This window comes from Gynuella sunshinyii YC6258 (assembly GCF_000940805.1).
GTDB lineage: Bacteria > Pseudomonadota > Gammaproteobacteria > Pseudomonadales > Natronospirillaceae > Gynuella > Gynuella sunshinyii.
Window position 1 is genome coordinate 5,509,839 of the sequence record NZ_CP007142.1, and the last position, 11,710, is coordinate 5,521,548.

General features: G+C 50.8%; 9 protein-coding genes. 2 read left to right on the top strand and 7 right to left on the bottom strand.

The features are described 5' to 3' along the window. Nucleotides 1-50 precede the first annotated feature (50 nt). Both YC6258_RS22985 and YC6258_RS22990 read right to left on the bottom strand, forming a co-directional pair. On the bottom strand, nucleotides 51-1,424 hold the full coding sequence (locus YC6258_RS22985; protein ID WP_044618966.1) for an isochorismate synthase: 1,374 nt from the start codon (nucleotides 1,422-1,424) through the stop codon (nucleotides 51-53). A 170-nt stretch (nucleotides 1,425-1,594) separates the two neighbouring features. Further along, nucleotides 1,595-3,859, bottom strand: coding sequence for a penicillin acylase family protein (locus YC6258_RS22990; protein ID WP_052830519.1), 2,265 nt, complete (start codon nucleotides 3,857-3,859; stop codon nucleotides 1,595-1,597). 184 nt (nucleotides 3,860-4,043) lie between these two features. On the opposite strand from YC6258_RS22990, the gene xylB reads away from it, so the two are divergent. Next, nucleotides 4,044-5,495: a xylulokinase gene (gene xylB, locus YC6258_RS22995; RefSeq protein ID WP_044618967.1), complete on the top strand. Its 1,452-nt coding sequence runs from the start codon at nucleotides 4,044-4,046 to the stop codon at nucleotides 5,493-5,495. A 3-nt stretch (nucleotides 5,496-5,498) separates the two neighbouring features. Then, on the top strand, nucleotides 5,499-6,824 hold the full coding sequence (gene xylA / locus YC6258_RS23000) for a xylose isomerase (RefSeq protein ID WP_044618968.1): 1,326 nt from the start codon (nucleotides 5,499-5,501) through the stop codon (nucleotides 6,822-6,824). Between the two features lie 113 nt (nucleotides 6,825-6,937). Here the strand turns inward: xylA and YC6258_RS23005 are convergent, their stop codons facing one another. From YC6258_RS23005 to YC6258_RS23025, 5 genes are read right to left on the bottom strand one after another with little or no spacing between them, the layout of a single operon-like run. After that, complete coding sequence (locus tag YC6258_RS23005; protein ID WP_044618969.1) at nucleotides 6,938-8,941, bottom strand: hypothetical protein; 2,004 nt, start codon at nucleotides 8,939-8,941, stop codon at nucleotides 6,938-6,940. Nucleotides 8,942-8,968: 27 nt separating this feature from the next. Beyond that, entirely contained in the window at nucleotides 8,969-9,682 is a 714-nt protein-coding gene (locus YC6258_RS23010; protein WP_044618970.1) for a PilW family protein, read from the bottom strand. Then, the gene (locus tag YC6258_RS23015; protein ID WP_044618971.1) at nucleotides 9,679-10,110 is read right to left on the bottom strand and encodes a prepilin-type N-terminal cleavage/methylation domain-containing protein; all 432 of its coding nucleotides are present in this window, start codon (nucleotides 10,108-10,110) and stop codon (nucleotides 9,679-9,681) included. The genes YC6258_RS23010 and YC6258_RS23015 overlap by 4 nt, the downstream gene beginning before the upstream one ends. Continuing rightward, nucleotides 10,088-10,534, bottom strand: coding sequence for a pilus assembly FimT family protein (locus YC6258_RS23020; protein WP_044618972.1), 447 nt, complete (start codon nucleotides 10,532-10,534; stop codon nucleotides 10,088-10,090). Before YC6258_RS23020 ends, YC6258_RS23015 begins: the two co-directional genes overlap by 23 nt. Then, nucleotides 10,528-11,079 (bottom strand): type IV pilin protein, encoded by a 552-nt coding sequence (locus YC6258_RS23025; RefSeq protein ID WP_052830520.1) that lies wholly within the window; start codon nucleotides 11,077-11,079, stop codon nucleotides 10,528-10,530. The genes YC6258_RS23020 and YC6258_RS23025 overlap by 7 nt, the downstream gene beginning before the upstream one ends. Between the last annotated feature and the right edge of the window lie 631 nt (nucleotides 11,080-11,710).

Below are 11,710 nucleotides of genomic sequence, written 5' to 3' on the forward strand. Positions count from 1 at the left end.
GTTCAACAGTCTCTATGTCTGTCGGTAGCCTGCCTGAAACCGGGACGGGGTCAATTGAGGGCGGCGAGCAGAGACTCGATCTTGGCTTCCAGCTCCAGCCATTCGGCATCAGCGTCTGACCCGTCAACGATACCGACGCCAGAATAAAGCCATAAATGATTTCTGTCACTGAGCGCCGAACGGATCGCCACCGCAAACTCCGTCTGGGTTGCTCCGATCAGCCCCACGCAGCCGCTGTACCAGCCCCGTTGCGTCAGTTCGCAGGAGGAGATAAACGCCTGAGCCTGAGCCCGGGGATGACCACATACCGCCGGCGTCGGGTGGAGCTGGCGGTACAGTTGGTCGGTAGAAATATCGGTTTTCAACACCGCATTGAGGGATTGATAACGATGCTGGATCCGGTCCAGTTTATAAACACCGGGCTTCTGACTGTGATCAATGGACTCGGCCAAAGGCAGCAGGCTTTCGCAGATCACATCGGCCACCACGGCATGTTCACGGGTCAGTTTGTCATCGGTTTTCAACTGCTGTTCGAGGGAAAAATCCTCAGCGTGATTGATGCCCCGCCGCACAGTACCAGCCATGGCTTCGGTGCACAGCCGCTGGCCATGACGTTTGAACAAGCGCTCGGGAGAGCATCCCCAGAACACTTTGCCACGGTTTTCGATGGCAAATGCAAAACTGCTGGGTAACTGCTGGCGCCAGCGTTTCAGGGTCTGAAAAATATTCGGCGGCGAGCTGAACTGCAATGCCACCTCCCGTGCCAGCACCACTTTATGAAACTCTCCGGCACCGATCTTCTGTAATGCTTCACCTACCTGCTGATACCATTGCTGGCGATCCACACTTTGGTGGCGACGGGTAATGGTGGCGGCCCGGGTGACCTTGATTTTGGCTTTGGCAATACTGCGACTCAGCAGGGTAATGGCCTGTAACTGCTCTTCCCAGTGCTCAGCATCGCGGGCAAACAGGTTCAATGCCAGTTGAAAACTATCGTGATCTTCCCGAATTTCGAGCAGGGGCAGCAAAAACCGCATGGCGGGAAAATCCTGCCACTGCCCGGTACCGCTCTCGCCATTATAGGAACAGCCGCCAATCCATACCGCATCCGTGCCGGCGACGATCATTTCCGCTCGCGACAATAATGAAGGCCCATGATGCAAAGCATCGATTTTCAACTCCAGCGCCTGACCAAATCCAGCAACTGCGGCTGTCTGGTTACGATGGGCAAAGTACCCCCGTTCAGCGATGGCGACACTGGACAGCAGCTCCAGCAGATCGATTGCAGGAATGTCACAACTGACTCGTTGCAGACGATTGGCCGTGAAAGGACGGGAGGAAAGTTCGGCACACAATCGCTCGATGCTGTGTGCCAATGATTGTGCCGAGGGCAACGTTAAAAAAGAAAGCGCCTGTATGGTCATAAAACCCAACTACTGAAAAAACAAATCGACAGACCCACCCGGATACAACGTCACTCCGGGATGCCATGCAGTTGATCTACTACTGCCCCGACGGGATTATTCCGTCAAAGTCTGCGTACAACTATAGTGTAGCAGCTTAACCATTATCATCGCTGATATTCATCAAGCTTCTATTCAGACGGCTTCAAAACACTCCTATATAGAAAAGTCTCCTTTATGGTATCGATTCGCAGGGGAATTCTCATGTAATCACCGGATTGCCACAGCGACAGCTGATCCACAAAGTTTTCGCTGTCGATCCAGCCATCCTGTCCACCCTGGAGCACGAAGTAGTTGGCATCCGGGTCACTTAAATCACTGATATGTCGGGCGCAGGAACCGAAGGTGATGGTGTGAGGTCCATAAACCAGAGGATGTCCGGTTTTGTGGACCGTGTTAGCGCCACCACCGGCCGGAAGATCAGCAAAACGATAGCGCTGCCCCACAAATGGCAGATGATGGAACATGTGCTCGATTCGTAAACGATGCACATTACCCCACTTGCGATAGCGCGCTATCTTCTTCGCCACGACCTTGAGAGCGCGATGAATAACACCCGCCAGATGTGTCGGATCCGCAGCCTGCAGATCTTCTTTTAATAACGAGTGAGTCATCCAGACGGTATGATAGTGACTGCCAGGGCGATGCAGCCCCAGCCGTCGGACCACTTCTGCCAGCAGCATCTCAAATGCCATAGGTTCGACTCTGCCGGCCTGATATCCGCCATCCCAACCCGTCAATAATGTGAGTACGTGCTGTTGCGCATCACCCTGCGTCGTACTCAGCGCAGCCCGTTGTAATAATAAATCCCGCAGCGGCAGGACACCCGGCATGGCCACATCGGTCTGACTGGCACGCAAATCATCCAGCGACAGTTTTTCCTTACTGCTGAAGATTTCGGCCAGACGCTGTGAGCGGTCTTTCGGAGAAAAAAAGTAACCAATGGGAAAATCGCTGCCCTCTGGCCGTTCATTGGCTGACGCGACAAATCCCTGTTCCGGGTCCACTCTGACCGGCATGGCGGTGGTATCAGCAATGGAATCCCAACTGTCTGCCGCACTGGCAGGCAGGATCACATCTTCGGGGGTATCGTTGGGACGACGCGGTAAATGCGCAGCCAGACAGTGGCCGACCCGTTGCCCTTTGCCTCCGGCAAACACCATGTTGAGGCCGGATACAGCGAACGGCTTCAAAGCCTGATGAAACTCCTCCCAGCAGGTAGCCGTTGCCACTGCCTGCATGGCGGCAATTTCATCGCTCGGTCGATGTCCCTGCCAGCGCATGGCAGTAGGTCGGTCAACCTTCATTAAAGGCCCATCGGAGACAATCGGGCCAATATCCGTGCGTCGGATCCGCAACCGCCGGGAGCGACTCCAACGTGCCCGGACCAGCTGGTATTCTTCTGAAATACGGCTTTCCGGGAATTCAGAAACATCGAACAAATCACTGCCCTGGGCATGAAGACTGGTTCCACCCCAGGCGATGTGCTCATTGCGACCCAGCACGAAAAACGGCATCCCCGGCATCATCGCCCCAACCAGGTGATAACCCGGTGCTTTGGCACCAACCACAAAACACGGTGACGGTACGCCCATGGGCAAATGGGGATCACTGACAATCGCGGCGTACCCCGATGACATGCGGCTACCAGCAATGGCCGATGAATTACTACCACTGCGGGTACGCCCGGCCAACACGTGTTCGCCACCAAACAGTCCTTCTGCGGCGTAGCCTGTTGGTCCATCAGCGTTCACCAGACGAGGCCACAGAGTTTCCCAGGTCTGACGTGGTAATTTACGCCTGGCTTTTAACAGTTTCAGCCATACCAGCCAGCTGATATCAGATGAGTTCACCCGCGCCAGGGTAATCAGATCGGTCAGAGTCCATAGTTCCGGCTGAATCCCAAGGATGGCAAACTCATGAGGCAGTTCCGGTGTGTGCTTGATCAGATGATTCAGACCTTTGACAAAACTTTCTGCCCATTCCCGGGTCGCGGAATCCATATTTGCAATAATTTCTGGCACCGCCTTGCCGATATCCAACAACCGCAGTGAGCGGTCAATTTCGAAACCCATCGGCCCGATCATTTCCGCCATCCGACCATAAGCCAGGCGGCGCATGATTTCTATCTGAGCCAGACGCAGATGGCCATGTAGCAGTCCCAGCGCCACTGCAAGGTCCTTTTTGGATTCAGCTTCCACAAACGGCACCTGATATTTATTCCAATAAATATTCACCGGTGCCGTCACTGGAAGATTGTCCGTCGGCAACATGGCCAGCCGCTGCGCCATGGTCTTGGGTGTGGGGCGAGTGAATACTGCCTTGCCGATTACACCAATTCCGACCAGGGCTCCCCATATTTTATCCAGCATTCCAACATTTTCAGCATGCGTCACCGCAGTCCCCCCTTTTTGTCTATTTGCGTGTTTAGTATTCGATTATTCCGGTGTAGAGGTCACTCAGCACTTTTCATTCCAAACAGATATAACTTTTTAGCTGCGAATTTCTTTGACATCTCCTGACAATCAGACCAGAATTAATTTTAGTCAAAAATTAATAAAAATAAGATCAGGACATACTATGTATCTAGGGTTCGACCTGGGCACTTCAGCCCTTAAAGCCGTACTGATAAATCACTCCGGGGAAGTCATTGACCAGCAAAGCCATGCTTACCCGGTCAGTCAGCCAAAACCTTTGTGGAGCGAACAAAACCCGGAAGACTGGTGGCAGGCTATTCAAGCCGTTACACATCAGCTGGGTCGTGCTCATGACCTCAGTAACCTCAAAGCCATGGGGATTGCCGGGCAGATGCACGGAGCGACATTACTCGACAGCCATGGTCAGGTACTCAGACCTTGCATACTATGGAACGACGGTCGCAGTTTCCAGGAGTGTGAAGACCTGATGCGGGAGCATACGGATTTCTGTGAACGCAGCGGTAATCTGGCCATGCCTGGATTTACCGCTCCAAAACTGGTCTGGGTTGCCCGTCATGAACCAGAAGTATTCAGTCAACTGGCAAAAGTGCTCCTACCAAAAGACTACCTGGTGTGGCGTCTGACCGGTGTCTACGCCAGTGATATGTCGGACGCTGCCGGCACCTTGTGGCTGAATCCTGCCAAACGCGATTGGGATGATCAGCTGTTGGCGGCAACCGGATTGAACCGGACATACATGCCTGAACTATTTGAGGGCAACCAGATTGTCGGTCACCTCAGCACGAACATTGCCAAAGAACTCGGACTGCCGGAAGTACCGGTAGTCGCCGGTGCCGGAGATAATGCCGCCGGTGCCGTCGGTGTGGGTATCGTCGATGCCGGCGATGCATTTCTGTCACTGGGGACTTCCGGGGTATTGTTTGTGGCCAGTTCAGCTCACCACGCCAATCCCGAAAACACCGTTCATGCATTCTGTCACTGCCTGCCAGACCGTTGGCATCAGATGGCGGTTTCCCTGAGCGCTGCAAATTGTCTGTCATGGTTTTCCGGACTGGTGGACAAAGATGTTCCCACTCTGCTACAGGAGCTTGAAGACAGCGGTATCGAACAGACCCGAGTGATCTTTCTGCCCTACCTGTCGGGCGAAAGAACCCCCCATAATGACCCCATGGCCAGCGCCTGCTTTTTTGGCGCCACCAATGCCACCACCCGCGCTGAATTGACTCTGGCCATTCTTGAAGGTGTGGCATTCTCCTTTGCCGACGGACGGGATGCATTACTGTCCGCCGGCACTCTTTTTAAACAGATTTCCCTGATCGGCGGCGGAGCACGTTCCAAGCGCTGGCGTCAGATCATTGCCGACGTACTGAACCAGCCGCTGGTCTTTCGTGACGGTGGAGAAGTCGGTCCTGGCCTCGGAGCTGCCCGACTGGCACACCTGGCCATGGAACCTGAAAAACTGGAAAGCATTTGCCGGGCACCGGAGGTGCTTGCTCACCATCAACCCGACCCTGAAAAACAGCAGTATTACCAAAACCGACTGTCGAAATATCGCCAGCTCTATCAAATCACCCAACATTTAAATCGAGAGTGAACCATGAAAACTTATTTTGACGCTATTTCCAAAATCGAATACGAGGGGCCCAAGTCAGAAAACCCATTGGCCTTCCGTCACTACGACAAAGACAAGCTTGTCATGGGCAAACGCCTTGAAGAACATTTGCGTTTTGCCGTTTGTTACTGGCATAACTTCTGTTGGGAAGGCAAGGATATTTTCGGCCTCGGTACCGGTACCATGAACCGCCCCTGGCATCAGCCTGGCGACGAAATGGAAATGGCCCGCATGAAGATGGACGCAGCATTCGACTTCATGGCCAAACTGGGTGCGCCGTACTGGTGCTGGCACGATTACGATATCGCCCCTGAAGGCGCTACCATCAAGGAGTCACGCAATAATTTCGCCGCCATGCTCGATGTGGCCGAACAGAAAATGGCTGAGACCGGGGTCAAACTGCTGTGGGGTACCGCCAACGCATTCTCCAACCCTCGTTACATGTGCGGCGCTGCCACCAACCCCAACCCTGAAGTGTTTGCATATGCCGCGTCTCAGGTTCAGAACGCCATGGCAGCCACTCATCGTCTTGGTGGCGCAAACTACGTGTTGTGGGGCGGACGCGAAGGCTATCAAAATCTGATGAATACCGATCTGAAACGCGAAAGCGAGCAGCTTGGTCGCTTCCTGCAAATGGTGGTTGAATACAAACATGCCATCGGTTTCAAGGGCACGATACTGCTGGAACCCAAACCACAGGAACCCACCAAACATCAGTATGACTATGACTCTGCAACCGTGTTTGGTTTCCTGCAGCGCTTTGGCCTGGAAAAAGAAATCAAGGTCAACATCGAAGTCAATCACGCCACTCTGGCCGGACACAGTTTCCACCATGAAATTGCCACCGCAGCCTCACTCGGTATTCTGGGTTCTGTCGATGCTAACCGCGGTGACTATCAAAACGGTTGGGATACTGACCAATTCCCGAACAGCGTCGATGAAATGATTCTGCCCTGCTATGAAATTATCAAAGCCGGCGGATTCACCACGGGTGGTTTCAATTTCGATACCAAACTGCGTCGTGAATCGATAGATCCTGATGATATGTTCCACGGCCATATCGGCGCCATGGATACACTGGCTCTGGCATACACCAAAGCCGCTGATCTGTACGAAAGCGGAGAACTGCAAAAGGTTATCGAAAACCGCTATTCCGGCTGGAACTCAGAACTCGGTGAGAAAATCCTGTCAGGTGGCATCAACCTGAAAGATCTGAGCCAATGGGCGGTGGATAATGACATCGATCCCAAACCGCAATCCGGCAAACAGGAATATCTGGAAAATCTGGTCAATCGTTTTATTCATAAATAATTGCCATTTCCCCATAAAAAAAGCCGGTTCAATGACCGGCTTTTTTTATCCTCGAATATAGCGCTCTGGCCCATCTATTCGTTAACAAGATCACTTCAACAGCACTTATCCAATCAATAATAACGCGCCCACATGGCGGTCGGAATTCCCAGAGTGGATTCGTCGGTTACCTGGGTATTTCCGGTGGGAATGTTCAGAAAATTACTGTCCAGGTCCATAAAATCAACCACGATGCCTCCTTGGGTGATTTTCATTCCTCCTTCGTCACTATTCAAACCAATCACCACAACACCATGAACGTTGGTCAAGTTACTATCTGTCTTAAAAGTATCTCCAACAATCACACTGCCTTCCAACGACCAGCCTTCGGACGTCATAGTATGGTTTACCATGATTGAGGTGTTGGCAACCGGATAGTTTCTTTCCACCCGATCGCCATCCCATTTACCTTCAAACTGCCAGCTGCCCGAACTTTTATCACATAGATTGGCTGGATAAAAATCGCCATCGCATACGGCATCGGGTGAACTGAAATACGGCGCATGGATTTCTTTGCGACCACCACCTCTTCCCAGCGTTATATCACCGGTTACCAATATCGTATTCAGCAAAGGCCCAACCTTTTCGCTCTTTGATGCAAGCGTGAAGTTCATCGGCGCTAAATTGCGCTGGTTCGGATTCCCCTTTCCGGCAAACAAAATCACCCCGGGCGGAAAGTGAGTGACCCCTTCAAACACCCAGCCATCGGTCGAATTGGACTTACTGGTGATACATGACTTGGAATCCCATTCACATTGGAAAAAAGGTTTGTTGTGAAGGTACGCCGTGTTCATGCCACCCTCTGAACTCAGGTTGATTGTCGCGTCGATGCTTTTATCATCAGAAGCCCTTTTGACATTCTGAATTTTAAGCATCGGCTTGTCGGACTCATCAATATAGAAAATATAGTTCGCCTGAGAAATCAGTGTATTTACGTCAAAAGGCGTTGCATCAACATTGCATTCGGGCCATTCGGGTACTCCGGGATCCGTGGCGGTTCGTCCTTGTTCTATATTCTTGAACGTACTGTTGTAGTGAGTGGAAAGCGTGTTGCCATCTTCCCCTGTCCTGAGCAGGATTTTTCCGGCAATTTTACTGTTACGGGTAAACTCGGGAACGTGACTCTGATCATCCTGATGGAATATCAGATTACCACCGGCTTCAAGATAATCGAGATGTGATTTGCCATTCCCAAATGCAATATCGGAATGCACCAGGGTCTCCCCAAGCTGCCCCTCCAGCGCGAAGCTGACGGCGTTGGCATGGATGAAATCGCTTTTAAAATTCCCGGCGTTTGTAACCTTCAGGTTTTTAACCGCTTTGATGGACTTAAAGTGGAAACCACTGCCGGCGAGTACATTAATATTTCCTCCCCAAATATCTGCACCCACCAAATTCAATCCTTCGAGGGTAATATCACCATTGCTGGAGTACAGATGACCGTTATCCTCGACACCACCACCATTGACATGGATATTACCGGTCGCACAACCTGAGGCGATAGATTTGGTAGCATTGGTAATGGTCAAATTACCATCCACGGCAAAGCCGTCTATGCTGTCACTGGACAAATACGCCATACCACCACCGGTAACTTCGGTATCACCTTTGATCACAATAGGATTACTGATCTCGGTATAGGAAACATCCCTGATAATCGGAATCTGATAGACCACCTCCAGGTTGCTGTTATGGCCGGCACTGATGCCGTTCACATCAAAACAATACAAATCCCTGCTGGTTTGAGAACAATCGGGTTTATATTGAGCCGACGCAATGGTTTGGTTGTCACGGGAAAACACAATATCATCCATGGCCGTTGTTACGGTTTCTACTTCAATACCATTCAGATATTGCCCCAGAGCTTCAGCACCGCTCCAGGCGTTGATTTCAGCCTGAGTCTGACCATGTACCGTCAGCTGACTTTTCTGGGATCCACGTACATAAGACATGGTTCCCAAGGTCACTACGGTTGCGGATATGCCGACCAATAACACCAGCAGCAGTGCCGCGACACCCCGTTGATGAAAAATGCCGCCAGTATTGTTTCTGCGCAGGATGTGTGTTCGAACATTCATACTATGCCTCATTGCAGCGATGCATCACTAATCTGGAATACGGAAATTAATCAAACAGGTCTGTGAACGTTGAGATGCGTTGCTGGCCGCATAACCAACAGCTTGCAGGCTGACTGAATAAATACCACCCAGGCCGCCAAGATTGACCCCGAATGGTCGGCAGTTTGCGGCCGTTAAACGGATAGTCACCTGACCACTGTTTTGAAAAGGACCATCGGTGACAGCCGGTACGGCGATCAGAGAGGTTCCCTTGCGCCAGCTGGTGGAATCCCAGCTCATTGACTGACCCGTCAGCTGCCACAGACCACCCGTGGATGGAGCGTAAATGCCTTTGTAAACATGCGTACCATCGTTATTGGCATGCCATATCAGCGCCTGCCCCACAAGACCCGCTGAGCCGGCCGAGTCCATTGCCACCTTACTGAGAGCAGTACCACTGACCGTTCCGTCTTCCTGGATACTGGCATCTTTAATTAGTAACAGATCAGCACCATAGGTTGCGACGCTGACACTGGGATCGAAAGGCTGATAACCGGCACCCTGCAATAACTTGTCTGCTGCCAGCAAGCCGATCTGAACCTGGCCATCGATAAATGCCCCCATCTTGGTCTCCGCACTGTTGCGACCGGAGCTTTGATAGAGCGTCAGCATGGCCAGGATAGAGATCAGCGACACCACCAGGGTCACCATCAGCTCAATCAGACTAAACCCACTTTGCGCGCGAAAGGCCGATGATTTCATGAGGGATCCACCGTCACAACACCACCAAACAATGCATTGTTTTCTGTATCATTGACCGATGCAGAGGGAACACCTACGGTCACTGTTTTGACAATCTTTTTCGCACCAGAGGCAGAATTCTCAACTTTGATCGAAACCTGTGGCGTACTGCACGAACCCGTTACCTGATGATCGCCGATCGTCAATGACAAAGGAGCCTCAGCCCCCGCAGAGCATGCGCCCGTCTGGATACTGTTGCGCATTTGTCCTATCGCCAGTCCGAGCACATTCATATCTTTCTGAGCAACAGCCGAACGACCGGATATGTATGCAATTCCCAACCCTATGATCATCATAATAACCATCGTGATCATCGCTTCGAGCAGTGTCATACCACGTTGATCACAAGTTCTGGAAAGCGGGTTACTATTGCAGCGTGCTAGACTCATCACGTCCTCCTGCTGAGGAAATTTTATAGGCCAGGCAACGGCTATCTAGTGCCATCCCAAGATTGTTCAATCTCAGGGTATTAGCACAGCCAGCCTCGGTCAGCGCCAGCGTAACATCGGTATCAATATTGCCCTGCCACACCATGTTCACCGTACCATAGGCATCACGATAACCGGCAGACAGTAGCTTTCCGTTAATGGTGAGGCTGGCAACTTCCTGATCGCCTTTGACCCCAAGCGGATTTTTCAGCGACAGTGCCCTTAAGGTGGCATACCCTTCGGCCAATACGTTTTGCGCATGGGCAATGTGAGCATTGGCCACCCAGGCACGCGTCAATGGTGCTCCCATGACCATCAGAATGGACATGATGGCAATGGCAATCATCAACTCAACCAGGGAAAAACCGTGCTCCGTTGTTACCATGAGGAAAACCCTCCACAACCGCTATTACCGTTAGCGCTGCGGGTATTGTCATTTTTAATAGTCAGTTCACAGCCGGCACTGCTGGTACCGGTTACACCTTTGGCGGTTAAAAGATAACCACCACCTGCGGTATCGGTCACCTTAACTGTATAAGAGAAATAATCGCCCTCTGCCGGTTTCCAGGCTGATTTACTGCTGTCACCGTTGCCGAGGTATGCCAATGTTTCCAGGGTTCCAGAGGTGGGATTGGACAATGCCGGAGTGGCACTGACATCAGCAGGTTTAAGATACTTCAATTGCCGCTGATACATGTTTTCCATAACCAGACTGATCGCTACCAGGTCCGCCGCGGCAGCTTTAGCGCGACTCTTTTGAATGTACCGGCTATAACTGGGAATCGCGATGGTGGCCAATATCGCGACTATGGCAATAACCACCAGCACCTCTATCAGGGTAAAGCCCTTAATCCAATTCTTCTTGCCAGACAAACGATCCTCATAACCTGCATTACCAATATCTGATATCACTGCTTTAACTTCATTCATTATCAGCCTCAAACTATTCAGACACACCCTGTCAGACGTTCCAAGGATTTCCACGTCCATCACGATGTTGTAGAGAAAAACTTCCAAGAGGTTGCTGATACATACCATTGTTTCGGAATGATCAACTGACGTTCAAAAAGATAATTCTGATCGTTTTTAAGGTTATTGCATGCGGCGCTTACAACTGTAACGAAACCTCATAACATCATATCGAACGATATCCAGCGTCTACATTCGCCTCGGGCAGGCTATTGAGTTTCTGTCCATACGGCAGTTGTTAAAAACCAAAAATCGACGAACGGTCATACATGTATTTTACATGACAAAAAATTTTCGATTTTGAAAAACCAAAAACCTATCAGAAGAAAATCGGCATTTTTGATACATCCAAGGAGCGACAAAATAAATCAAATTATAAAAATTTTCAAACCAAACAGACCAACCACTCGACAAATAATTCACCTTGAGTATGTAGATGAAAAACGAAAGGGGTCGAAAACGTCCTATTATCAAGATACATAAATTATGCAACCAAAAATTAACACATTACATAAATAACAACGCAATCATTCCGTCTTCGAAAATGATAACTTCGTCACACTAACAAAAAGAAATCAACACCATAAAAATA

Excerpts from the sequence above, each read along its gene's own strand:
- xylA (WP_044618968.1), top strand. The coding sequence starts at position 5,499 with ATGAAAACTTATTTTGACGCTATTTCCAAAATCGAATACGAGGGGCCC.
- xylB (WP_044618967.1), top strand. The coding sequence starts at position 4,044 with ATGTATCTAGGGTTCGACCTGGGCACTTCAGCCCTTAAAGCCGTACTG.
- YC6258_RS23020 (WP_044618972.1), bottom strand. The coding sequence starts at position 10,534 with ATGGTAACAACGGAGCACGGTTTTTCCCTGGTTGAGTTGATGATTGCC.
- YC6258_RS23015 (WP_044618971.1), bottom strand. The coding sequence starts at position 10,110 with ATGAGTCTAGCACGCTGCAATAGTAACCCGCTTTCCAGAACTTGTGAT.
- YC6258_RS23010 (WP_044618970.1), bottom strand. The coding sequence starts at position 9,682 with ATGAAATCATCGGCCTTTCGCGCGCAAAGTGGGTTTAGTCTGATTGAG.
- YC6258_RS23025 (WP_052830520.1), bottom strand. The coding sequence starts at position 11,079 with ATGAATGAAGTTAAAGCAGTGATATCAGATATTGGTAATGCAGGTTAT.
- YC6258_RS23005 (WP_044618969.1), bottom strand. The coding sequence starts at position 8,941 with ATGAATGTTCGAACACACATCCTGCGCAGAAACAATACTGGCGGCATT.
- YC6258_RS22985 (WP_044618966.1), bottom strand. The coding sequence starts at position 1,424 with ATGACCATACAGGCGCTTTCTTTTTTAACGTTGCCCTCGGCACAATCA.